A 24,763-nucleotide genomic window follows, 5' to 3' on the forward strand; every position below is an offset into this window, starting at 1 on the left:
GATATAATGGGAACATACGTACGTGTTAAAGCTTTAGGGGGGAGGATTTGATGACTAAAGGGAATATAAGACAAATCCAAGCAATTTCGCTTTACACACCAGACATAGAACAGTCTGTTGAGTTTTATAAAAATACTTTTGGAGCATCTGAATTGTTTCGCTCTAACCAAACGGATGGCTCAAATATGGTAGGATTATCATTTGCTGATGGAGATACAGAGTTTGTTTTACATGATAGTGAGAAATTGAAAGAACCTGATATTGAAGTTTATGTTGATGATGTGAATGAATTCTATCACACACATGAGGAAAATAGTAATATACATTGGATTCAACCACCAATCAAGAAACCTTTTGGCGGACATCTTGCTGTTATGCGTACGATGGCAGATGACATTGTTCTTATAATTGTTGGTCCGTAATAAATTCCTCTAAATATAAATCAAACGCATGGATTCGAATTATCCATGCGTCTTTATGTTTTGATCCTATTGTAAATCGCCATTGCAGTTATGATTTCCAATGTGTATTATATTTTATTTTACTACTTCTTTAAGCTATCTTGTAATTTGTTGATTTCGCCCTGTTCATATACTTCCCTAAAGAATCGTCTTGAGGGTTCAATTAACATTTTATAGTAGTCGGTAAATAGAGATGCAGCAGAATCCCCTAACCATTTCTTCGGTAACAGTTCTTGTGGAAGGTTAGGATCAACAAATAAGAACTTACGATATTGGTGAACTAAAAGTGCTGATTTAACGAAGCAACTTCCATCGGATAGTTCGCCTTTTTCAATTTTGTTTTTATCAATCACATACTTTTGACTATATTCTTGGATAAATTGCTGGTACTTTTCATTGACTTCATCCAGATTCCAGCATTTCTGAACTAATTCTTCTTCGTTATTCGTGCCAATGTAAGAGGCATTGAAGAAAGTAACATATTCATGAATATCATATTTATCAATTAGTACATTAACTTGTTCTTCTAAAGGATTTGGTGTTATCCAACAGCTGTTAGAGAGCAAGCCAAAGCCACTCCAAACTAGTTCTTTTCTTAATTCATCTCGTAGGTGACGCTTGTTTTCCGGAATTGTGTAGACTAGCAAACGCCAATTTCCATCCCAGGATGGGTGCTCTGTTTTATAGATTCGCTTCGATGCTTCTTCCATTCGTGCTTTTCCTCTGTCAGTGAGAGAATAATAGCTTTTATTACCAATCTTCTCCGATTGTACCCAGCCCTGTTTGCTCATTCTAGAAATTGCCGCACGAACCGATTGCTCGTTATGACCGAATTCCTCTAATAACCGAATTAAGCTACCAATCCAAATGACATTATCATAATGTCTAATATAATCCCCAAATAATGTAAATATCATTGATCTTGTATTGAATTGCTTTTCCAACTAAAACGCCCTCTCTTATGTACATCCAAATACGTATTTATCATTGGTTCAAATTTTAACAAAAGTTGTGGGAAATGGATAGTTATCTTTAATAAACCTGCTGAGTCCGCAGCCAGTATACACTTCGCTTTCCGCGGGCGGCTGCTGAGCCTCCTCGTGCTTACGCACTGCGGGGTCTCACCTAGGCCTGTCCTCCCGCAGGAGTCTCCGTGTATACTGGCTGCTAAGAGGTTTTATCCCTACATTTTCTTCCATTATGTTCATTTCAATTATATAGAACCATCTTAAAAAAACGAAATGAAGGTAGTACATCACCAATTATAGCACGATTTGTCGATATAATTTTCTAAAAATTAAAATTATCATATTGTCATTAGTATTACACTTTGTTATCATAACGTTAATGAAACGTTATGAAAGGGTGGTACGATGTATAACTATGTGGAAGATGGGGATTCGAAGACAACTGCATATGTAGAGCATGATCAAGAGAAATATGATGCATTTATGGCCCGAATTGAAGCAGGAGAAAAAATAGAAGCTGATGACTGGATGCCAGCCGATTATCGTCAGGCATTGATCAAATTAATATCCATGCACGGGATTAGTGAAATTATGGGAGCACTACCAGAGAAAGAATGGGTACCAAAAGCTCCTACCTTGCGAAGAAAGCTAGGTATTATGGCAAAGGTGCAAGATGAGATGGGCCATGGGCAGCTTTTACTACGTGTTGCCGAAGACCTAATGAAGCCTTTCGGAAAAACAAGAGAAAATTTAATGGAAGATTTATTAAATGGAGATTTAAAGTTTCATAATGTATTCCACATGCCGACGAAGACTTGGGCTGATGCTGGAATGGTAGGCTGGCTTGTGGACGGGGCGGCAATTATGTCCCAAACGAACATGTTAGATGCCTCCTATGGTCCATACCAACGGGCGTTACAACGAATCTGTCAGGAAGAAGTTTTCCATGCGCAACATGGTGAATCTATCATCATGGCATTAGCTGAGGGGAATGAATACCAGCGTAGTATTTTACAAGAATCATTGAATCGTTGGTGGCCAGCTCTACTCATGTTCTTTGGACCAGCTTCTGCAGAAACGACTGGTTCTTCTAAACAAGATATTATGATCAAATATAAGATTCGTAAAAGCACGAATGAAGAATTGCGCCAAGCATTCTTATCGAAATATTTACCACGGGTATTCTCGCTTGGGTTAACGATTCCAGATGAAACGATCCATTATGATGAAAAAGAAGAGAAGTGGATTTATAAACAGCCGGATTGGGCTGAATTTAAGCAAATCATCCGGAATAAAGGACCAAAATCTAAAGAGCGTCTACGCTTACGAGAGATTGCCTATGAAAATAATCGCTGGGTAAGGCAGGCACTAGCTCAGGAACCTGTAAACGTGTAATTGGAGGGGAGGATGTAAATGGTGAAGGAGTCTGATTTTTACCAAGTATATGAAGTATTTAGTAGACGAGGTAATAAAGCACCGATGCAACACCAATTCAGCTTGTTAGCACCAAATAAAGAAATGGCAATGGTAATGGCTCAGGAGAATTTCATGCGTCGTGAAGATGTCGTTGATGTTTGGGTCGTGAAACAAAGTGATATTCGGAAGATGAATAGTGAGGAAAGACAGAGCCTAACGAACCGTTTGGATAATAAGCAATATCGAACAACAAAAGGCTATGGTTATTTGCGGCAAAAGTGGAAGGAGAAAGAGCAAGGCATGCTTGATGAGAAGGAAATCATGTCTTGGAAAGAGGTGAAGAAAAAATGAGCAACATCATCGAAACGCCAGAGCAAGCCAAACAAGATGCTACGTATTACCAAGCATTGCGAGAACTTTTACTTCAATTAGCGGATGATGATTTGTTAATTTCCTTTCGAGGATCGGAGTGGCTAGGATTAGCCCCCCATATTGAGGAAGATGTAGCATACTCATCCATCACCCAAAATACGATGGGGCATGCGGTTATGTACTACAACCTATTAGAAGAGTTAGGGGAAGGAAGAGCAGATATTCTTGCCCATGACCGTCAGCCAGATGAACGTCGAAACGGCTGTTATTTGGAAAAGCGTAATGGTGAAGGAATGTATTTAGAAGAGCCGTATTATGACTGGGCTTTAGCAGTAGTTCGGAATTATTTCTATGAAACTTGCAAAAAGATTAAATTGGAAGCGATTGCAAATAGCTCCTATCAACCATTAGCCCATGTAGCTAGGAAGGTATTGATGGAACATCCCTATCATTTAGCACATTGGAAGCTGTGGATGAAGCAACTGCAATCTTCAACGGATGAAGCCAAAAAACGCATGCAGACAAGAATCGATGAGGCCTGGGTGGAGTTCGCAGATGTCCTTGAATTAGGGAATCTTGCTACTGATATGCGGAAACACCGTTTAGTAACGATTAGTGAAGAAGAAATAAAGGATAAGTGGCTAGATGAGGTTAAAACAATTTTAGTAGATTTACCTGAAGGACCAGTTGGTAAAAAATATGGAAGTGGTAGAAACGGTGAGCACACGGATGATTTAAAGCAAGCCCTCGATATATTAGCGGAAGTGTATAACAGCGATAAAGCGGCAGCCTGGTAATAGGCATGTCTTTAAGATTACTAGAATAAATATGAAGGAGAGGAGGAGAGACACGTGAAAGAGATAACTAGACAAGAAGAAATTTTTAATGTGTTAAAAACTGTCGATGATCCGGAACTCCCTTCAGTTAGTGTTTATGATTTAGGAATGGTACATGACGTGCGTATCGATGGGAACTCCGTTGAAATTAAAATGGTTCCCACATTTGCGGGCTGTCCAGCACTAGAGTTTATCGAAATGAATGTGAAAAAGGCAGTGGAGGAATTAGCGTGGGTACGTGCTTGCCAAGTGAAATTCACGATGGAAATCCAATGGTCGACTGATGCGATAACGGATAAAGGAAAAGAAGAGTTAAAAAAGCATGGTATTGCACCACCACCAGAGAATTTCCGACCAGGGGATGAATGGACGGTGAACTGCCCGTATTGCAACTCAGACTACACCTCCATGGAGAATATATTTGGGCCGACTGCATGTCGCAGTATTTTATATTGCATGGCCTGCCGTAATCCTTTTGAAGCAATGAAACCAGTGGTACAGCCACTAAATACCAATTACTAGGGGGAATTAAAATGGTAAAACTGATTGCATTATACAAACAGCCGGAAGATAAGGAAAAATTTGATGAGCATTATTTCAATACACATGCACCATTAACTAGTAAAATTCCAGGTCTTAGAAAAATGGAAGTTACGAAAATAGTAGGTTCACCGATGGGGAAGAGCGAGTTCTATTTATTATGTGAGATGTATTATGACGACCATGAATCACTACAAAATGCAATGAAAACTGATGAAGGAAAAGCTTCTGGAAGAGACGTCATGAAATTCGCTGGCGATATTGTCACGCTAATGATTGGTGAAGAGGTCAATGAATAAGTTCATCAAGGCGTATTCGGAAGACGGTGTTGGAGTAATTCAATTAGATCGCCCGGAAGTGCTTAATGCGCTGAATAGGGGAATGGTCGAGGAGATTGTTGCCCAGCTCGAATCATTTGATCGGAATGAATTGATTCGAGTGATTGTCCTAAAAGGAAATGAAAAGGCATTTGCTGCAGGTGCAGATATCGAGGAAATGTTGGAGGAGACGTCGCTCTCGTTAGAACTACTAAATCCATTTGCAGAGTGGGACAAAATTAGTTTGATTAAAAAGCCAATACTTGCGGCAGTAAACGGGTTTGCATTAGGTGGTGGCTTTGAATTAGCCCTCCACTGCGACTTAATTATTGCAAGTGAGGATGCTAAGTTTGGCTTTCCAGAGGTAAAGCTAGGTGTCCTACCAGGTGCAGGTGGCACACAGTTTTTAACGAAAGTAATGGGCGTTCGAAAAGCGCTAGAGTGGATCTGGTTAGGGGAGCAAATGACTGCGGATGTAGCCCATCACTATGGTGTGATTAACCGAATCGTTGCACCCGAATTAGTAGAAGAGGAAACGATGCGCTTAGCTCATCAACTAGCGAAGCAAGCACCAATCTCCTTAAGGCTGATTAAGGAAGCAGTTCATGCTGCAGCAGATTTAACCTTGCTAGAAGGGAAGCTATTAGAGCGAAAAAACTTTTACTTGGCATTTTCCTCGGAAGACCAGAAAGAAGGAATGCGTGCTTTTACAGAAAAACGCCCACCTTCATTTAGGGGGAGATGAGAAAATGATCTTTGAAACTATTTTATATGAGAAAAAAGCAGGAGTAGCTCGGATTACTCTAAATCGACCAACTGCTTATAATGCGTTTACGGAGCAAATGAATAGGGAGATTGGAAAAGCACTAAAGACTGCAACGAAGGATGAGGAAGTAAAATGTATCGTTCTCACCGGAAGTGGCAAAGCATTTTGCTCTGGTCAAGACTTAGCGGGTGTAGATGAAACGACCAACCATGCTGACTTCCTCAGGGAGCGATATCATCCCATGTTAAAAACGATAAAGGAGACGCCGAAACCAGTTATTGCTGCCATTAATGGAACAGCAGCTGGAGCGGGAATGAGTTTAGCATTTGCTTGTGATTTTCGAATCATGCATAGTCATGCCAAATTAGTCAGTGCGTTTATGAATATTGGATTAGTCCCGGATTCGGGATTTCTTTATATACTTCCACGACTAGTTGGTTATGCAAAGGCATTAGAAATAGCGACACTTGGAAAACCGATTAAAGCGGAAGAAGCGAAGGAACTTGGATTAGTTACGGAAATTGTGAGCGAAGAAGAATGGGATGTTGCGGTAGATAAGTTTGCTGAGGGAATAGCAAACTTGCCAACAAAAGCATTCTCTCTGATCAAACGTTACATGTTAGATAGCATGCATGAGGATTATGAAACGTTTTTGGAAAAAGAAGCTTATGCCCAACGTATTGCTGGTTTAACTCAGGATCACCAAGAAGGCATGCAAGCATTTGTTGAAAAGCGGAAACCAAACTTTGTTGGAAAATAAGTTATTTACGAAGGAGGAAGATGAATGGAACAAGCAGTATCTGATAAGATCACATCGGTTGGAGAAATGAAACGAAGTCATTATGCGATGATTATCAATGGAGAACGAGTGGAGAGTGTATCCGGTGAGGTGTTTGAAACCTTTGATCCTGCAAAAGGAGAGGTTATTGCGACAATCGCCAAGGCTCAAGTAGAGGATGCAGAAAGAGCGGTTCAAGCAGCAAGAAACTCCTTTGATAACGGGAAGTGGCGTAAATATCCAATTGGTAAAAGAGCTCGTGTGTTAAACAAAATTGCTGCTATTATGAGAAGTCGTTTTAACGAGCTTGTAGAACTAGAAGTTTTGAACAGTGGTAAAGCTTTGGGCGCAGCTCAAGTGCAAATCAGTCAAGCGATAGAGGATTTTGAATTCTATGCAGGTGCCATTGTTGGACATAGAGGAACGGTTAATAATATGCCGAATGGATTTTTTAACTATACACATAAAGAGCCTGTTGGGGTCTGTGCACAAATTATTCCTTGGAACTATCCAGTGATGATGGCAGCATGGAAGATTGCTCCTGCGATTGCTGTGGGATGTTCTGTCGTTGTAAAGCCAGCTAGCTTAACGCCGATAACAGCAATTATCCTAAATGAAATTTGCCACGAAGCCGGAGTGCCTGAAGGAGTGGTTAATACGATTCCTGGATCAGGCCAAGTGGTAGGGGACTATTTAGTGACGCACAAAGATGTAAACAAGGTTGCGTTTACTGGTTCTACACCAACTGGAAGAGACATTATGGAAAAGGCTTCTAGTACATTGAAGCGTTTAACATTGGAGTTAGGTGGAAAATCACCAAGCATCATTTTTGAAGATGCGGATTTAGAAGCGGCTGTAGCTGGATCAATTTTTGGAATTTACTTTAATACAGGGCAATCCTGTGAGGCAAGATCGCGCTTGTTTGTTCATGATGCGATTTATGATGAATTCATGGAGCAATTTGTTGCTAGAACACAAAAATTAAAGCTAGGTAATCCATTTGATAAAGCAACACACGTCGGCTCAATTATTAGCAGAAGCCAACTAGAGAAGGTTGATTCTTATGTACAATCTGCCCGCGAGGATGGCGCAACCATTTTAACAGGTGGAAAGGAACTGAAGATAGAAGGATTTGAAAATGGTTATTGGTATGAACCAACGATTATTGCCGATGTGACACCGGATATGAAAGTTGTTCGGGAGGAAATCTTTGGTCCGGTTGTAGTTGTTGAGAGATTTACGGATGAGCGTGAAGTCGTTAAACGTGCAAACGATACGGAATATGGTCTTGGCTCTGCCATCTGGACAACAAACCAAGCAAGAGCAACACGTGTAGCCCACCAAATCCAAGCCGGAATTGTCATGGTAAACAGTCCATTCTCCGCCTTCCCAGGAACACCGTTTGGCGGCTACAAACAATCCGGATTCGGCCGAGAACTTACTGTAGAGACACTAGATTTATACATGGAAGACAAAAGCGTCCTTTCTTACTACGGTCCAAAACCAATAAATCCGTTTGGGGTTTAATTTATTTTTACTGTCACTTTATAAAAAGTGGTGAAAAAAGTCGTTGCACATAGCGGTCCGAACACACGGAGACTCCTGCGGGAGGAAAGGCATCGGTGAGACCCCGGTGATGCACCTGCGTCTACCAGCATCGCTACGAAGCAAGCTTCCTCGGTGCAAGGCAGCGAAGGAGCGTATTCAAGTAGTAGCCTGGCTCACCAGCCGCCCGCGGAAAGCGGAGTGTGTTCGGACCGCGGTCAACGAGAGGAAAAAGGTCTAGACGAAAGGAATGTTCACCAATGACAATAAATAAAATCACTGTCGTTGGGGCTGGTGTGATGGGGCGGGGCATAGCCTATGTCTCGGCCCTTGCTGGTTTTCATACGACATTAGTTGATGTGTCCCAAGAACAACTTAAAAGTGCTCTAACAGAACTAAAAGGGCTGGCTGATAAAGCGGTAGCACGCAATAAGATTACCGAAGATGCTGCAGTAGCAATATTCCACCAATTACATACATCCATAGAGTTAGAAGCTGCTGTCCAAGCAACGGACTTTGTAATAGAAGCAGTACCGGAAAAACGTGACTTAAAAAAACATGTACTAGAAACGATTGATACGCATGCTCCGAGCCATATCGTTATTGCTTCGAATACATCAACGATTAGCCCTACTGAATTAGGATCTTATACGAAAAGGCCGGATCAAGTAGCGGCAATGCACTTCTTTAATCCTGTACACCGTATGCAACTAGTTGAAATTGTAAAAGGACTTGAGACGGGGGAAGAAACAGTAAAGACGATTAAGGAAATAGCAGGACGTATGGGGAAAGAGACCGTCGAGGTGAAGGAGTTTCCGGGATTTGTGACAAGTAGAATTAGTGCCATGGTCGGTAATGAGGCTTTTTATATGCTTCAAGAAGGTATAGCTAGTGCAGAAGATATTGATAAAGCCATTAAACTTGGCCTGAATTATCCAATGGGACCACTAGAACTTGGTGATTTAGTTGGGTTAGACACAAGGCTAAATAACCTGAAATATTTACATGAAACCCTAGGAGAAAAGTTTCGACCAGCACCATTACTAGAACAATATGTGAAAGCAGGAAGACTCGGCAGAAAAACAGGTCGTGGAGTATATGATTATTCAAATGATGGTGAGTTGATTAAAAAATGAGAGATGTTGTCATTGTTGATGCGCTAAGGACACCAATTGGAAGGTATAAAGGCGCACTAAAAGATATCCGACCGGATGATTTAGGTGCCATTGTTATTAAAGCTTTGCTAGAGCGAAACCCTTCTTTACCGCACGTACAAATTGAAGAGGTTGTGCTAGGGAATGCCAATCAAGCTGGTGAAGATAACCGTAATGTTGCAAGAATGTCTGCGTTACTAGCTGGATTACCTGTCGAGGTTGGAGGAACAACTATCAACCGTCTATGTGGGTCTGGTTTGGATGCGGTGATGTATGCTGCACGTGCAATAGCAGTAGGTGAAGGTGATGTGTTTATCGCTGGTGGAACAGAGAGCATGACCCGCGCTCCTTTTGTCATGGCTAAACCAGAAAAGGAATTTCCTAGAGGGAATATGGAGTTGATGGACACTACGATTGGATGGCGTTTTGTTAATTCGAAGCTGGAAAACATGTATGGAACAGACTCCATGCCCCAAACGGCAGAAAATGTGGCGACTCGTTATGGGGTAAGTCGTGAGGAACAAGACCATTTTGCCTACCAAAGCCAGATGCGTGCAAAACAGGCGGTAGAAGAAAATCGATTCGCTAACGAGCTAGTACCAGTGGTTTATCATGATCGCAAAGGTAATGAAATTCGAGTTGAACAAGATGAACACCCTCGTCCTGATACATCATTAGAAAAACTTGCGAAACTAAGACCAATTTTCAAAAATGGAACAATTACCGCGGGTAATGCTTCTGGTGTAAATGATGGAGCATCGGCTCTTTTATTGATGAGTGCAGAAAAAGCCAAGAAGCTAGGCTTGAAACCTTTAGCCCGTTATATTACAAGTGCAACGGCAGGACTTGAACCTGCTGTAATGGGGCTGGGACCAATTTATTCGTCCCAAAAGGCTCTGTCTCGCGCAGGGCTAGCCGCATCTGATATTGGTTTAGTGGAATTGAACGAAGCGTTCGCATCTCAATCGATAGAATGTATCAGGCAACTGGAGCTAGACTCCGAGATTGTTAATGTAAACGGTGGAGCCATTGCTTTTGGCCATCCGCTTGGAGCAAGTGGAGCACGTATATTAACTACTTTAGTTCACGAGATGAAACGGAGAAAGGTTCATTATGGATTAGCAACGATGTGTATCGGTGTCGGGCAGGGGATTTCGGTAATTGTGGAAGGGATGTAAGGACATCAACCAAAACTCTCACGATATCAACCGTTCTCCCTTCCATATCAACCTAATATCATAAACATCAACCGAAACGGGGAAATATCAACCGTTACCGCAAACATCAACCAATTTAAGCAAATTATCAACCGAAAATATCAAACTATCAACCAAACTACCAAAACTTGCCGACAGATAGAAAGGAGTGCCTTCGTGGAAACGATTCTTTTCCAAATCAAAAACAACATTGCCTATATCACATTAAACCGTCCAGAAGCCTTAAATGCTTTTAACTATCAAATGCTCACCGAGCTTCACGAGAAGGTTAACCAAATTCATCTCGATCGGAGCATCAGAGCTGTTATCATTACTGGTTCTGGTGAAAAATCCTTTAGTGCTGGTGCAGATTTAAAGGAAAGAAAAACATTATCAGAACCAGAGGTACGACGGAATGTGAAGGCTATACGAGATTGTTTTGATGCAATTGCAAACCTACCCCAGCCAACGATTGCTGCTATTAATGGTTACTGCTTCGGCGGTGGATTTGAGTTAATGATTGCCTGTGATTTCACTATTGCTGTTAAGGATGCCAAGATGGGATTAACAGAAACTAGTTGGGCAATTATTCCTGGAGCAGGTGGTACACAGCGCTTACCTCGATTAATAGGCGAGATGCGGGCAAAAGAGCTTATCTTAGCAGCGAAGAAGATTTCTGCGCAGGAAGCAAAAGAACTGGGTCTAATCCTGAAAGTTGTAGACAAAGAATCTCTTTTAGACGAATGCGAGGATTTCGCCCATCTAATTCTACGAAATGGTCCGATTGCTATTACGCAAGCAAAGTATGCCATTAGTCTAGGGATGAACACGGACCTAAATACAGGGTTAGATATTGAAGCAAAAGCCTATGAGTTTACCATTCCTACTGAAGATAGGTTAGAAGCATTACAAGCTTTTAGTGAAAAGCGCGCGCCGAATTTTCAAGGCAAATAGCGAGGGGGTATAACGATGAACGGAGTAACAGAACTATTAAACATTCATTATCCAATCATTCAAGGCGGTATGGGGAATATATCTAATGCCAAGCTTGCTGCTGCAGTTTCAGAAGCGGGGGGATTAGGAACAATTGGTTGTGGCACGATGACAGTTGATCAAGTAGAAGAAATAATAATCGAAACAAAACAATTAACAGCTAAACCATTTGCTTTAAATATTGCAATAAGTGTAACCCCACATGTCGAGGATCTAATAGAACTTAGCATCAAACACCATATACCTGTTATTTCATTATCAGCTGGTAACCCCGCGCCATATATTCCTATCCTACACGAGCACAAAAAGGTAGTTATGGTCGTTGTTGCATCGGTACAGCACGCAGAAAAAGCGGAAGCGGCAGGTGCAGATATTTTGGTTGCAGAAGGGTATGAAGCAGCTGGAATCAACTCCGCATTGGAGCTAACTACTTTTACACTTATCCCTCAAGTGAAACAGCGTGTGAGCAAACCAGTCATTGCAGCCGGTGGAATTGGTGATGGTAAAGGGTTAGCTGCAGCAATGATGCTTGGAGCAGAAGGTGTACAAATCGGAACCCGCTTTATTGCAACAAAAGAAGCACCTTTTCATGACAAATATAAAGCACAGCTCATTCAAGCGAATGGGACGGATGCGATTATTATTGGTCGTAGCCTTGGAAGGATTAGGCGAGTAATGAATACGAGTTATGCAAGAGAGTTAATAGAGAAAGAGAAAAGCGGTGTCAGTTTACAAGAGTTTGGTCAGTTCACCTCCGAAGAGTTTCATGTGAATGGTGCGATTAAAGGAGACATGGAGCGAGGTTTTATCAATGGTGGCCAAGTGGCTGGATTAATTGAAGATATACCAAGTGTGAAAGAGTTAGTAGAAGGGATGATAACAACTGCGAAAGCCCAGTTGGAGTCGGGATTATCCGTAGTGGGTTCACTAATTGCGAGCAAGTAGTTTGAAAAGTATATATTTTTCTAACAATTAATTGACCGGTCTATAACATGGTGGTACAATAACGTTAAAATAACGTCATATAAAGGTAAAATGAATGCGTTATTGAGCCGGAATGATAGCCGGCTTATTGGAGGTTTTTAGATGGAAGAGGTATATCCTTTAAAGCAAATTATCGACGATCATGGAAACCTTGTTGATAAAAGTAGTAAGTCTCTCATAACTCGAGAGCTTGTCCAAAAAGCGTACTATCACATGTATCGGATTAGGACATTCGATAAAAAAGCAAAAAGCTTACAGCGACAGGGGAGAATTGGAACATATCCGCCATTTGAAGGGCAGGAGGCTGCCCAGGTTGGGAGTGCACTTGCGCTAGAGGAGAATGATTGGTTATTTCCAACGTACCGTGACCATGGTGCGATGCTAACGTTTGGAGCAGACATGACACGTACGTTTCTATACTGGAATGGTAGATTAGAAGGCTGTCAACCGCCAGAAGGAAAACATATATTTCCTGCAGCCGTCCCAATAGCTACGCAAATTTTGCACGCTGTTGGTGCATCATGGGCGGAAAAACGAAAGGGAACGAAGAATATAGCAATCGCCTATTTTGGTGATGGGGCAACATCAGAGGGAGACTTTCATGAAGGGTTGAACTTTGCAAGTGTGTTTCAGACTCCAACAATTTTATTTAATCAAAATAATGGCTATGCCATCTCTGTACCGTTTGAGCGACAGATGAATTCAAAAACAGTCGCGCAAAAAGGAATCGCTTATGAAATACCAAGTATACGAGTAGATGGGAATGATTTCTTTGCCGTTTACTTTGCGATGCAAGAAGCAACACGCCGTGCTAGAACAGGTGGTGGTCCAACCTTGATTGAGGCAGTGACATGGAGAACAGGTGCACATACAACAGCGGATGACCCGACGAAATATCGTCCGGATGGCATTGGTAAAGATATCGTTGATCCACTTCTGCGATTAGAACGAATGATGAAGAATGAAGGATATTGGGATGAGGAATTTATCCAATCAACGCGTGAGAGGATTGAAGAGGAAATTGATGACGCTGTAAAAGCAATGGAGTCCTATCCGAAAGCTAAGCCTGAGGATATGTTTGATCACGTATTTGCAGAATTACCAGAGCAGTTGGTTAAACAAAAAGAATCTTATCTTCAGTTGTTAAGGGGGGAATAGGATGACTACCGAATATACGGAAAGAATAGCTACCAAAAATATCACGATGATCCAAGCGATTAATGATGGTATGAGAACAGTCCTCGAACGTGATCCGACAACATTAATCTTAGGAGAAGATGTTGGGAAAAACGGAGGTGTTTTCCGGGCTACGGATGGACTGCAAGAAGAATTCGGCGAGGATAGAGTAATCGACACGCCTCTTTCTGAATCTGGTATTATCGGCACATCGGTAGGATTAGCTGTAAATGGGCTTAAACCGATTGCGGAAATTCAATTTATGGGATTTATTTATCCGGCCTATGATCAGATTATGACGCATGTTTCACGAATTCGTATGCGTACAATGGGGCGTTATTCTGTTCCATTGGTTATTCGTGCACCATTTGGCGCAGGAGTTAGAGCTCCTGAAATACATTCTGACAGTGCGGAAAGCTTGTTTACACATATGCCTGGAATAAAAGTAGTTTGCCCAGCGACTCCTTATGATGCGAAGGGTTTATTAATAGCAGCAATAGAAGACCCTGATCCGGTTTTGTACATGGAACCAATGCATAGCTATCGTTCCTTTAGGGAAGAGGTTCCGACCGATTACTATACGGTTGAAATCGGTAAAGGTAAAAAGCGAATAGAAGGTAATGATGTCACGTTAATTACGTGGGGAGCAATGGTTCCTTTAGTAGAAAAAGTTGCAAATCAGGTAAAGGGACGTGGAATTGACTGTGAAGTAATTGACCTGCGCACCTTATATCCAATTGATGAGGGACTAATAGCTGAATCTGTTCAAAAGACAGGGAGAGCTGTTGTCATACATGAGGCTCCAAAAACAGGTGGACTTGGAAGTGATATTGTATCCATCATTAATGATACATCCTTTCTATATTTAAAAGCACCAATAGAAAGAGTATCCGGTTTTGATGTACCAGTTCCATTTTCTAGTTTGGAGAATCATTATTTACCAACTCCAGAACGAATTAACAGAGCAATTGAAAAAGTGATTGATTTCTAAAGAAAGGGGAGTATTAAAAAATAATTTAAGATTTTGTCGAATCAATCTGTGGACATGGGGGAAAGCGTTTTCAAATATCAAGAATTATCAAAAAATAGGGTTGACTTGCATTTTCAGTATGTTATAATTTCTCAAATTATACATTAAGTTTAGAAGAGTCTAAGGGGGAGTAGAGAATGAAAAGAGGGCTTCAGTTATTAATCGTAGCAATTATTAGTATCGTTGTTTTAGCAGCATGTGGTACAAGTGGGGATGGTGGAGATACATATAAAATTGGTGCATCTCAGATTGTAGAGCATCCATCATTGGATAATGCATATGAAGGATTCAAGAAAGCTTTGGAAGATGCCGGGCTTGAGGTTGAATTTGACTATCAAAGTGCACAAGGTGACCCAAATAACCTAGGGCCTATTTCAGATGGATTCGTTGCGGATGATGTTGATTTAATATTTGCTAATTCAACACCTGCTGCACAAGCTGCTCAAGAAGCGACAAAAGATGCATTAGATATTCCTGTTTTATTCACATCTGTAACGGATGCTGTAGATGGAGGATTAGTTGAAGCAATGGATAAGCCAGGTGAAAACATCACTGGGGTTGTTGACCTACATCCTGATGCGATAAAAGAAACAATCAATTTTATTGATAAGTACTTCCCTGATTCTACAGTAGGCTTGTTATACAATGCTGGTGAGGCAAACTCAGTTACACAAATTGAGGCAGTACTTGCTGCTGGTGAAGGAACTTCTTTAAGCTTTAAAGAACGTACAGTAGGAAATTCTTCGGAAGTACAACAAGCTGCAGCTTCATTAGTGAGTGAGATTGATCTTTTCTATATCGTGACAGATAATATGGTAGTTTCCGCATTGGATAGTGTGGTTGCTGTAGCTAATGAACAAGATATTCCATTAGTTGTTGGTGAGCCGGATTCCGTTGCTAAAGGTGGTTTTGCAACATTTGGTATTGATTACTACACAATTGGATACCGTACTGGTGAAATGGCGGTAGAGATATTGAAAGATGGTAAAAAGGCTAGTGAAATTAATGTAGAGTATCCACCAGAAATTCAATTATTTATTAATAAAGAAGCTGCTGAAGAACAAGGCATCGAATGGAATGCCGATTGGGATGAAGATGCGCAGTTTATAGAAACAGCTACTGAGTAGAAAATTAGTAAATAAACCCTATATGTCCAAGACGAAGCAGGCTCTTAGCCTGCTTCTCTATTCTAACGAGTGAATTTCCACATTTATACAAATAAACAATGTGGAAAAGGAGGTAATAATCGTGCTTTATGCTTTATTTGGTGCTGTTGAGTCTGGAATTATTTATGCAATTATGGCTTTAGGGGTATATTTAACCTTCCGAGTACTGGACTTTCCTGATTTAACAGTAGATGGTAGTTTCGTAACTGGTGCTGGTGTTGCTGCAATCTCTATCGTAAATGGAGTTTCTCCTATTGTAGCCACACTTCTTGCAATTGCTGCAGGGTTTCTTGCAGGCTGTGTCACCGGTCTTCTTCATACAAAAGGAAAAATCAATGCATTATTATCAGGGATTTTGATGATGATTGCATTATATTCCATCAACTTACGTATCATGGGTCGACCAAATGTTTCCTTGAATAACCAGGACACCATATTCTCGCAACTTCGCGAGGTTTGGCCAGTGGGGATTGATGAATTTCTCGGTGGTATGTTCACCGCTGTTGGCTCACGTGCCCCTGCTACATGGGTAATAGTTTTCTTCATGATTATTGTTACTTTAGGAATTAAATTCTTAGCAGATTACTTCTTAAAGACAGAAGTTGGCTTAGCGTTACGTGCAACAGGAGATAATCAAAGAATGATTCGCAGTTTTTCAGCGAACACGGATAACCTAATCATCTTAGGGGTTGGGATATCCAATGCGTTGGTAGCATTAGCTGGTGCACTAATCGCTCAATTAGGTGGATTTGCAGATGCCTCCATGGGAATCGGGATGATTGTTATTGGATTAGCATCTGTAATTATTGGGGAAGCATTATTTGGTAAGAGAACGATTATGATCACAACACTGGCTGTTGTTTGTGGGGCAGTCATTTACCGTATAGTTGTTACGATCGCTCTACGTGTAGATTTCCTAGATGCGGGTGACATGAAGATGATAACAGCATTCATTGTTATGCTGGCACTTGTTGCACCACGAATCATGCAAGCTCAGAAGGATAAGAAACGCCGACTACAGAAGCGGGCAGCACTTGAGCAAGTAAGGGAGGGTGCCTAATATGCTACACGTTACAGATGTATCTATTACGTTTAATGAAGGTACTCCAGATGAGAAAAAGGCATTACAAGATATCAATCTTGAGCTTCAAGAAGGGGATTTTGTCACTGTTATCGGAAGTAATGGTGCAGGGAAATCAACCCTTATGAATGTGATATCTGGTAATCTTATACCAGATATTGGTGAAGTGGTTATATCCGATGAAAAAGTTACAATGCTACCGGAGTTTAAACGCTCACAATTTATAGGTCGGGTATTCCAAGATCCAATGGCTGGAACTGCTCCCTCGATGACAATAGAAGAAAATTTGGCCCTTGCTTATTCTCGGATACGGAAAAGAAAGTTAATTCCAGGTGTAAATAAACAACGTAAGGCGGAATTTAGAGATCATTTAAGTACGTTAAAATTAGGATTAGAAGATCGCTTGAACGCAAAAGTTGGTCTCTTGTCGGGTGGAGAACGCCAAGCACTATCCTTGTTAATGGCAACTTTCACGAATCCTAATATTCTATTGCTAGATGAACATACTGCTGCACTTGATCCATCACGAGCAGAGTTGATTACTAACCTAACGAAAGAGGTTGTGGAAGAGTACGGACTCACTACGTTAATGGTTACCCATAATATGCAGCAAGCGTTAGATTTAGGGAATCGATTAATTATGATGGATAAAGGACAGATCATTTTAGACATTCGCGGAGAACAAAAACAGAAATTAACAATAGAAGATTTATTAAAAGAATTCCAGCGTATTCGTGGACAGCAATTTGAAAGTGATCGCGCGGTGTTGGGATAGCAGTTATGAAACCAGGAGGTCTAATTCTCCTGGTTTTTGTGTTTTTAGCTATGGCTGTTTATCTCATGAACATTTTTAATGAAAATATGGTCAAAATGACTATGAGAAACAGCCTCACGAACATTTTCAGTGAAAATCTGTTTAAAATTATTATGAGAAGCAGTCTCACGAACATTTTCAATGAAAATCCGCCCAAAATGACTATGAGAGTCAGTCTCACGAACAAAATCAGCAAAAATCCAGTCGAAATGACTGTGTGGCCAATTCACAGCCATCACTCAATCAGTTGAACTTAACTCCCTATCAACCCCCACCAACCATTCCTTAATACTCTGATCCCGTACAATATAATCAGCATAATGATCCATCGGCGTAGCTTCCCGGTTAACAATAACAAGCTTTGCTCCATGTTCTTTAGCAATCATCGGGAACATATTCGCAGGTGTAACAGTGAGAGAAGAACCTATAACGATAAACAAATCAGCCTTTCCAGTTTCAATTTCAGCTTTATAGAAGACGTCTTCAGGTAACATCTCCCCAAATAAAACAATCCCAGGACGAACTGGCCCATCACAAAATACACATTGATGCTGCCCATTCAAATATTTCTCACGACTCTGTTCTCTCTTACAACGATTACAGAAAAACTTGCGAAAGGTACCGTGTAATTCCATTACATTTTTATTCCCTGCATCATGATGAAACCCATCAACATTCTGGGTAATAACCCCACCAGTAATACCTTGCTTTTCCCATTTTCCTAGAACATGATGACCTTCATGCGGCTCATATTTTTCAATCTCACGAAGACGATATTGATAAAAATCTGTAAACTCCTCAAAGTTATGTTCTAGTGCATGAACATTAGCTAATTCATCAGGATTAAACTTTGTCCACAGGCCTCTATTTTTCGAACGGAAATCTGGTAGGCCACTTTCCGTAGACATACCAGCACCAGTAAAGACTATTGTATAGGATGATGATTGTAATAAACGTACCACGTCTTCCATGAACATACACCTCCAATGTTACCTCTATTTTACCTAATAAAGATTAAATTTACTAATTACGAAAAATAGTATATTGCAAAGTCTACTAAACTATGATAATCTAATAATCACAATATATTGTGAAATAAATAAAAACTAAATACTATATATAGTACCGTGAGCTATGGTGACAATGATTGTCTGAAAAGGGAATCCAGTGAAAATCTGGAGCTGTCCCCGCAACTGTATGTGTCGACGAACGAGAATTCCACTGTATCCATTTATAAATGATATGGGAAGGACTTTAGTAGAGTGAAGCACAAGCCAGGAGACCTGCCATACCTTATAGTTTCATTTTTCTTCGGGTTGAAAGAACATGGAACGATGGATTTTACCTATCTTCTTGATAAACATCTATCGTTTCTGTGTCGCTCATCCCTTGGATGAGCGTTTTTAATTTATAGGAGGTAGGAGTATGTTAACTATTGATAGCAATATTACAGACAAATATGACCGTCTACTTGAGTTTGTAACAGAAAATTTAAACCTTAATCTAGCTGATTTTAATGTAGAGATTTCACAACTAGATACGAATGAAAAAATAATCGATCGATTGATTAAGGGTGCGCTCGATAATATGGATGAAGCAAATCCTGAATGGACCTTTGTTGCCAGTAGATTGTTATTACATAGTCTTTATAATCAGGCTGCAAATAACCGTAATTATGAACCATCCATAAAATATGGGGGTTTCTATCAATTAATCCATCTATTAACAGAGGAAGGAATCTATACACCAAATCTACTAAATAAGTACACAAAAGAAGACATTGATTTTTTGGGGGAAAATATCAACCCAGATCAGGATCTTCAATTTACATATCTAGGTTTATACACACTAGCTAATCGATACTTGGCTACTAATCATCAAAAACATACTTATGAACTACCACAAGAGCGCTGGATGGTGATTGCGATGCACCTTATGCAGGATGAGGACCCTTCCCGACGATTAGGGCTGGTATTAGAGTCTTACTGGGCATTAAGTAATTTATATATGACCGTGGCAACACCGACCCTAGCAAATGCGGGGAAAACCCATGGACAATTATCTAGCTGTTTTATTGATACGGTAGATGACAATTTGCAATCGATTTATGATAGTAACACAGACATCGCAAATCTTTCCAAAAACGGCGGGGGTATCGGCGTTTATATGGGGAAGATTCGGGCGAGAGGCAGTTCTATTAAAGGGTTTAAAGGGATGTCTAGTGGTGTTGTTCCATGGATTAAACAGTTGAATAACACAGCTGTTAGTGTCGACCAGCTAGGAACACGAAAAGGTGCCATTGCGGTTTATTTGGATATTTGGCATAAGGATATTGAATCATTCTTAGACTTGAAGTTAAACAACGGGGATGACCGTATGCGAGCACATGATATTTTTACCGGCGTTTGTATTCCTGATTTATTTATGGAGCAAGTAGAGGCTCGAGGGGATTGGTACTTATTTGACCCACATGAAGTTCGTGAGGTAATGGGGTATTCCCTAGAGGAATTCTATGATGAACAGAAAGGTAATGGTTCCTGGCGCGAGAAGTATGAAGAATGTATTCAAAGTGAACAGTTGTCCAAGAAAAAAGTGCCCGCGATTTTATTGATGAAGCGAATAATGATTTCCCAGCTGGAATCTGGGACACCGTATATGTTTTACAGGGATGAAGTAAATAGGCAAAATAGCAACAATCATCAAGGGATGATTTATTGTTCAAATTTATGTACTGAAATTACTCAAAACCAGTCACCAACAGAATTTTTAGAAGAGTTCATGGATGAAGATGGTATGGTTACCAAAAAGTATAAGCCAGGTGATTATGTTGTCTGTAATTTAAGTTCCATTAATTTAGGTAAAGCAGTACCGGAACAAGTGCTCGAACGATTAATAAAGATTCAGGTCCGTATGTTAGATAATGTCATTGATATTAATACATTACCGATAATCCAGACACAAGCTACCAACAAGAAATACCGGGCAATTGGGCTTGGAACATTTGGTTGGCATCATCTATTAGCAAAAGAACAGATTCATTGGGAATCAGAAGAAGCAGTTCAATTTGCTGATCAGCTGTACGAAAAAATTGCTTATCTAACAATAAAAAGCAGTATGGAGTTAAGTGTAGAGAAAGGGAGTTACCCGGCCTATATCGGAAGTAAGTGGAATACTGGGTCGTATTTTGATGAAAAAGGATATTCGAGTCAAGCGTGGCAGGAACTGAAATCTGCTGTAATGGAAAATGGTATTCGAAATGGGTATCTTATGGCAGTTGCACCAAATTCAACGACAGCCATGATTGCTGGTTCCACAGCAAGTATCGATCCTGTATTTAAGCCTTTTTACCACGAAGAAAAGAAGGATTATAAGATACCAACAATAGCTCCAGAGCTAGACCATCATACGTATGATATATATCGTCGCTCTGCCTATATTGTTGACCAGCGTTGGTCTGTAAAGCAGAATGCTGTCCGTCAAAAGCATATTGATCAAAGCATCTCTTTTAATTTTTACGTTCCAAATACCATTCATGCCAAAGTATTACTTGATTTACATGTACAAGCATGGAGAGAAGGCTTGAAAACAACCTATTATGTCAGGTCGACCTCTAATGATGTAGAAGAATGTGAGTGGTGTTCAAGTTGAGAGCTTTAATTGCCTACTTATCATACAGCGGAAATACGGAAGAAACTGCAGAATATATACTAGAAAAACTCTCATCACATGGGGTCATGGTCGATATGCACCGAATTGGAATTGATTCACCAGTTAATCCTTCTCACTATGATGTCATGTTTCTTGGAACGTTTACATGGGAAGATGGACGTACGCCAGACGAAGTGAAGGAATTTGTGTTAGAGATTGGATATAAGCCAGATAATATTGCAATTTTCGGTACTGGTGATACACAGTTTGGTTATTTTTGTGGTGCGGTTGACAAGCTAACAACGTTTTATAGAAGCAGATGGCAAGGTTTAAAAATTGAGCAGTCACCAAGAGGGTCACAAGAGCATCTAATTGACCATTGGTTGAAAGGGGTATTACAACATGAAGCAAACATTGCTTAAACGAGCAAAGACATTGGAACCACGTTTTCCAAATAAAGCAACAAAAGTATTTGGTGGAGATTCCAGTGGCATTCTAAACTGGAATGATATCAAGTACCCACATTGGTATAAAATGTACAAAAGACTCGTCGGTAATTATTGGCAGGCGGATGAAATTAATATGTTTTCGGATGTAAAGCAATTTCCTATGCTGACAAACGCAGAGCAGGAAGCGTATTTAAAAATTATCGGATTGTTATCGACTCTAGACGCACCGCAAACGAGAACTGCATTACTGTTATCCTTGCATGCATCAGATCCATCTGTTCAGTCCATTATGGCAGTGATAGCGCAACAAGAAGCGGTTCATAATGAAAGTTATTCCTATGTCCTCTCTTCCGTCGTATCATTAAAAGAGCAAAACGAAGCATTTGAATTAGGAAGAAAAGATGCTATTTTATTAAAGCGTAACGCAAGGCTCATGGAAGGGTATAACCAGTTTGTCGAAGAACCAAGTACAGAAAATATATTAAAAACGCTCGTCTATACTTCCTTATTAGAAGGATTATTTTTCTACTCGGGATTTGCCTTTTTCTATAATCTCTCTAGAAATAATAAAATGGTAGGGACCTCTACGATGATTAGTTATATTAACCGGGATGAACTAGAGCATGGAAGATTTATATCCGAGCTTTTTCGTGCCACGTTGGCGGAATATCCAGAGGAGAATACGGAGGAGTTTATCGAGTGGGTTTATCAAGAGTTTAGGCTAGCTGTAGCGTTAGAAATAGAGTGGTCATCCTATGTACTGGCTGATGTAGACGGAATTGACCTTGAGCAAATGCAGGGTTATGTCAAATATCGTGCGAATAAGATGCTACGATTGCTTGGACTAAGTGATATTTACCCAGAACATATCGATAATCCGATGAAATGGATTCGTGCTTATGTTGATAATATTGATGGGACCAAAACCGATTTCTTTGAACAAAAGTCTAGACAGTATACAAAGGCAAGCAGTATGAACGGATTTGATGATTTATAAAATGAAAAAAGGACCGGATTTTCAGTTCCGGTCCTTACTATTTTATTTAAGAAGAAGACCCTTCTCGAGTTGCTTCCTTAGCTCCATTCTTACCTGACACAAACCAGCCAATCACAGCAATTCCAAGAAGAATAGCCCAGAATGCAATGGTCCAACCGGTACTATGTGGGAATTCATGAGGTAAAACATTTACCTTATCGTGACTTAATGTAATCACAGCAAGCTTAACCCCAACCCAAGCAACAATTAAATAAGCAACTGTTTCTAGTGCAGGGCGTTTATCTAATAGTTGTACAAACCAGCCAGCAGCAAACTTAATTAAAATTAAACCAGCGATACCAGCTAATACAACAATCATGAATTGTCCAACATCCATACCACCGAAGTTACCTAAACCAGTTACAGGTAACACGATAGCTAATGCAACTGCTGCTAGAATAGAATCGATAGCAAAAGCTAAATCAGCTAAACCGATTTTAGCAACTGTAGGCCAGAAGCCTTTACCTGCTGATTCCTCTTCTAATTCGTCCTTGTCACCTTTTTTCGATCCAAAGTGATCTTGTATAACGTGTTTCAATCCTAAATAGATTAAATAAGCAGCTCCGATTGCTTGCACTTGCCATACATTTGCAATAAATGAAATAGCAAATAATGCAGCAAAACGGAAGAGGAAAGCCATGAAAATACCGTAATTGATTGCTTTCTTTTTTTGTTCAGCTGGTAAATGTTTTGCGATAACTGCTAATACGAGTGCGTTGTCAGCAGACAATATCCCCTCTAACCCAATTAATATTAAGAGGGTCCAAGCATATTCTAACCAAATTGATTCCATTAATTTTTCTCCCTTCCAACATAAAAAAATAGAGGCTTATACCACCAGACATGGTAAAGGCCTCTAAAAAAGTACAGACCTTTACCAAATTGGCAAAGGTCTTGCTAACAACACCGAAAGTTGCCAGAAATGCCGAGAGTATTCTGAGATACTCTGAAATGACGACATAACTGTTAAAGCTACTCCCCTTTGAAATTATATTATAATTTAATCACTATTTTGAGATAATGTCAATAATTTGTCATACCTTTGGGTGAGTGCCTCTACCTAATGTTAGTTTGATTTGTTTAAGTTCTTTTATACCAAGATGTTTACCTATGGTTATAAATCCCTTATATCAATTAACTCACCGTTAGTGGCATCTACCATAAAATTACATTCTACCCTTGCACATAGCAGATAGCTTGTTGAACTAGGGTCCTTTACATAGACAGGTGTTACTTCGATATGCTTAATTACTTTCGCGATTGCTTCATCCTTAGTGGTTACTACTGAATCAGATTCCTCCAAAGATTGAAATCTGTCTAAGAAGAATTGATTATCAAAGAAAGTGGCTATCTTCATAGAACTGCGGTTAATAATTACTTTTAGTTTTCGATCAAATGCTTTGTATTTAACGATATGTGTTAACTCCGTGATAATATAATTTCTTTCCGGATACATCCCAGTAAGTACCCATTTTCCTGAGTCATTAGTGTACTCTGAGCGGAGGAAGTCCTTAGTTTTCTCTACCACATGTTGAACCTCTCCCTCGCTAAGAGGCTTGATAGTAAACTTCTCCATTGCCTCTTCCAAAGTAACCTCAGTAGAAAAATCAACTTCCTCAGAAGTAATTTCAACCTCAGTAGGGACATCCCATTCTATTTTCGTATTCAAATGTTTATACGTATCCAGACGATAGATGGATTCTGGTGAGATAATACCGGATTTGTCGTTTGAAATATAAAACTGCTCTAGGTTCCAAACAGGTACCCATTTATTCGCCTCTTCATCAGGCATTTCAATCAAGTGAAAGTGGTTTTTTATCATTATTTGACAGAAGACTCCCTCTTCCATCGCGAGAAGGTCTTTAGACCAGCGATAAGGGGGAGATGAATGTCAATTGGCTATAGCCAAAAAACATATTGTTGTGATATGATTAGAACATACGTTCCTTGCTAGTGAGGTGAGTCCATGTTAGTTAAAAAAGCGTATAAATTTCGTATTTTTCCTAATCAAAAACAAATCGAGCTAATCAATAAGAC

At 40.1% G+C, this 24,763-nt stretch carries 27 protein-coding genes and 1 riboswitch; of the genes, 22 read left to right on the forward strand and 5 right to left on the reverse strand.

The genetic code is table 11. The features are described 5' to 3' along the window. Positions 1-50 precede the first annotated feature (50 nt). Positions 51-422: a VOC family protein gene (locus TE34_RS15785; RefSeq protein ID WP_047985776.1), complete on the forward strand. Its 372-nt coding sequence runs from the start codon at positions 51-53 to the stop codon at positions 420-422. Between the two features lie 122 nt (positions 423-544). Here TE34_RS15785 and paaX read toward each other — a convergent pair whose 3' ends face one another. Continuing rightward, complete coding sequence (gene paaX / locus TE34_RS15790; protein WP_047985812.1) at positions 545-1,378, reverse strand: phenylacetic acid degradation operon negative regulatory protein PaaX; 834 nt, start codon at positions 1,376-1,378, stop codon at positions 545-547. A gap of 456 nt (positions 1,379-1,834) precedes the next feature. On the opposite strand from paaX, the gene paaA reads away from it, so the two are divergent. From paaA to TE34_RS15875, 17 genes are all read left to right on the forward strand, one after another. Continuing rightward, complete coding sequence (gene paaA, locus TE34_RS15795; RefSeq protein WP_047985777.1) at positions 1,835-2,824, forward strand: 1,2-phenylacetyl-CoA epoxidase subunit PaaA; 990 nt, start codon at positions 1,835-1,837, stop codon at positions 2,822-2,824. Positions 2,825-2,842: 18 nt separating this feature from the next. Continuing rightward, positions 2,843-3,196, forward strand: coding sequence for a 1,2-phenylacetyl-CoA epoxidase subunit PaaB (gene paaB, locus TE34_RS15800; protein ID WP_047985778.1), 354 nt, complete (start codon positions 2,843-2,845; stop codon positions 3,194-3,196). Then, positions 3,193-4,014: a 1,2-phenylacetyl-CoA epoxidase subunit PaaC gene (gene paaC / locus TE34_RS15805; protein ID WP_047985779.1), complete on the forward strand. Its 822-nt coding sequence runs from the start codon at positions 3,193-3,195 to the stop codon at positions 4,012-4,014. Before paaB ends, paaC begins: the two co-directional genes overlap by 4 nt. Positions 4,015-4,077: 63 nt before the next feature. Next, entirely contained in the window at positions 4,078-4,575 is a 498-nt protein-coding gene (gene paaD / locus TE34_RS15810) for a 1,2-phenylacetyl-CoA epoxidase subunit PaaD (protein WP_047985813.1), read from the forward strand. An 11-nt stretch (positions 4,576-4,586) separates the two neighbouring features. After that, complete coding sequence (locus tag TE34_RS15815; RefSeq protein WP_047985780.1) at positions 4,587-4,892, forward strand: EthD family reductase; 306 nt, start codon at positions 4,587-4,589, stop codon at positions 4,890-4,892. Continuing rightward, a complete protein-coding gene (locus TE34_RS15820; protein WP_047985781.1) occupies positions 4,885-5,655 on the forward strand; it encodes an enoyl-CoA hydratase/isomerase family protein in 771 nt (256 codons plus the stop codon). Before TE34_RS15815 ends, TE34_RS15820 begins: the two co-directional genes overlap by 8 nt. A 7-nt stretch (positions 5,656-5,662) precedes the next feature. Continuing rightward, entirely contained in the window at positions 5,663-6,436 is a 774-nt protein-coding gene (locus tag TE34_RS15825) for an enoyl-CoA hydratase/isomerase family protein (RefSeq protein ID WP_047985814.1), read from the forward strand. Between the two features lie 24 nt (positions 6,437-6,460). Beyond that, positions 6,461-7,981 carry an aldehyde dehydrogenase family protein gene (locus tag TE34_RS15830; protein ID WP_047985782.1) on the forward strand — a complete coding sequence of 507 codons (1,521 nt, stop codon included), beginning with the start codon at positions 6,461-6,463 and terminating at the stop codon, positions 7,979-7,981. 278 nt (positions 7,982-8,259) lie between these two features. Then, positions 8,260-9,135 (forward strand): 3-hydroxyacyl-CoA dehydrogenase, encoded by an 876-nt coding sequence (locus tag TE34_RS15835; RefSeq protein ID WP_047985783.1) that lies wholly within the window; start codon positions 8,260-8,262, stop codon positions 9,133-9,135. Then, positions 9,132-10,331 carry an acetyl-CoA C-acyltransferase gene (locus TE34_RS15840; protein WP_047985784.1) on the forward strand — a complete coding sequence of 400 codons (1,200 nt, stop codon included), beginning with the start codon at positions 9,132-9,134 and terminating at the stop codon, positions 10,329-10,331. Before TE34_RS15835 ends, TE34_RS15840 begins: the two co-directional genes overlap by 4 nt. Before the next feature lie 195 nt (positions 10,332-10,526). After that, positions 10,527-11,303: an enoyl-CoA hydratase-related protein gene (locus TE34_RS15845; RefSeq protein ID WP_047985785.1), complete on the forward strand. Its 777-nt coding sequence runs from the start codon at positions 10,527-10,529 to the stop codon at positions 11,301-11,303. 15 nt (positions 11,304-11,318) lie between these two features. Beyond that, positions 11,319-12,287 carry an NAD(P)H-dependent flavin oxidoreductase gene (locus tag TE34_RS15850; RefSeq protein ID WP_047985786.1) on the forward strand — a complete coding sequence of 323 codons (969 nt, stop codon included), beginning with the start codon at positions 11,319-11,321 and terminating at the stop codon, positions 12,285-12,287. Positions 12,288-12,428: 141 nt separating this feature from the next. Further along, positions 12,429-13,484 (forward strand): pyruvate dehydrogenase (acetyl-transferring) E1 component subunit alpha, encoded by a 1,056-nt coding sequence (pdhA, locus tag TE34_RS15855; protein ID WP_047985787.1) that lies wholly within the window; start codon positions 12,429-12,431, stop codon positions 13,482-13,484. A 1-nt stretch (position 13,485) separates the two neighbouring features. Next, positions 13,486-14,493 (forward strand): alpha-ketoacid dehydrogenase subunit beta, encoded by a 1,008-nt coding sequence (locus TE34_RS15860; RefSeq protein ID WP_047985788.1) that lies wholly within the window; start codon positions 13,486-13,488, stop codon positions 14,491-14,493. A 176-nt stretch (positions 14,494-14,669) separates the two neighbouring features. Continuing rightward, a complete protein-coding gene (locus TE34_RS15865; RefSeq protein WP_047985789.1) occupies positions 14,670-15,659 on the forward strand; it encodes an ABC transporter substrate-binding protein in 990 nt (329 codons plus the stop codon). 121 nt (positions 15,660-15,780) lie between these two features. Beyond that, entirely contained in the window at positions 15,781-16,758 is a 978-nt protein-coding gene (locus TE34_RS15870; protein WP_084710741.1) for an ABC transporter permease, read from the forward strand. Position 16,759: 1 nt separating this feature from the next. Further along, the gene (locus TE34_RS15875) at positions 16,760-17,554 is read left to right on the forward strand and encodes an ABC transporter ATP-binding protein (protein ID WP_047985790.1); all 795 of its coding nucleotides are present in this window, start codon (positions 16,760-16,762) and stop codon (positions 17,552-17,554) included. A 44-nt stretch (positions 17,555-17,598) separates the two neighbouring features. Here the strand turns inward: TE34_RS15875 and TE34_RS21120 are convergent, their stop codons facing one another. Then, a complete protein-coding gene (locus TE34_RS21120; RefSeq protein ID WP_157037654.1) occupies positions 17,599-17,823 on the reverse strand; it encodes a hypothetical protein in 225 nt (74 codons plus the stop codon). A gap of 9 nt (positions 17,824-17,832) precedes the next feature. Further along, positions 17,833-18,564 (reverse strand): NAD-dependent deacylase, encoded by a 732-nt coding sequence (locus TE34_RS15885; protein WP_047985792.1) that lies wholly within the window; start codon positions 18,562-18,564, stop codon positions 17,833-17,835. A 147-nt stretch (positions 18,565-18,711) separates the two neighbouring features. Continuing rightward, positions 18,712-18,898, forward strand: a riboswitch (cobalamin riboswitch). A 120-nt stretch (positions 18,899-19,018) separates the two neighbouring features. Between TE34_RS15885 and TE34_RS15890 the strand changes: the two genes are divergently transcribed. Genes TE34_RS15890 through TE34_RS15900 form a run of 3 tightly spaced genes read left to right on the forward strand, consistent with a single transcriptional unit; the run spans position 19,019 to position 22,687 of the window. After that, a complete protein-coding gene (locus tag TE34_RS15890) occupies positions 19,019-21,241 on the forward strand; it encodes a ribonucleoside-diphosphate reductase subunit alpha (protein ID WP_047985793.1) in 2,223 nt (740 codons plus the stop codon). Beyond that, positions 21,238-21,663, forward strand: coding sequence for a flavodoxin (locus TE34_RS15895; RefSeq protein ID WP_236687175.1), 426 nt, complete (start codon positions 21,238-21,240; stop codon positions 21,661-21,663). The genes TE34_RS15890 and TE34_RS15895 overlap by 4 nt, the downstream gene beginning before the upstream one ends. Further along, positions 21,644-22,687, forward strand: coding sequence for a ribonucleotide-diphosphate reductase subunit beta (locus TE34_RS15900; RefSeq protein WP_047985795.1), 1,044 nt, complete (start codon positions 21,644-21,646; stop codon positions 22,685-22,687). The genes TE34_RS15895 and TE34_RS15900 overlap by 20 nt, the downstream gene beginning before the upstream one ends. Before the next feature lie 46 nt (positions 22,688-22,733). Here TE34_RS15900 and TE34_RS15905 read toward each other — a convergent pair whose 3' ends face one another. Continuing rightward, positions 22,734-23,519 carry a TerC family protein gene (locus TE34_RS15905; protein WP_047985796.1) on the reverse strand — a complete coding sequence of 262 codons (786 nt, stop codon included), beginning with the start codon at positions 23,517-23,519 and terminating at the stop codon, positions 22,734-22,736. A gap of 321 nt (positions 23,520-23,840) precedes the next feature. Then, complete coding sequence (locus TE34_RS15910; protein ID WP_047985797.1) at positions 23,841-24,548, reverse strand: hypothetical protein; 708 nt, start codon at positions 24,546-24,548, stop codon at positions 23,841-23,843. A 144-nt stretch (positions 24,549-24,692) separates the two neighbouring features. Between TE34_RS15910 and TE34_RS20795 the strand changes: the two genes are divergently transcribed. Further along, positions 24,693-24,763, forward strand: a 71-nt coding sequence (locus tag TE34_RS20795; RefSeq protein WP_157037656.1) for a helix-turn-helix domain-containing protein, incomplete at its 3' end; no start/stop codon positions are given.

Origin of the sequence: Ornithinibacillus californiensis, assembly GCF_001038485.1 — a bacterium.
GTDB classification, from domain to species: Bacteria; Bacillota; Bacilli; order Bacillales; family Amphibacillaceae; genus Ornithinibacillus; species Ornithinibacillus californiensis.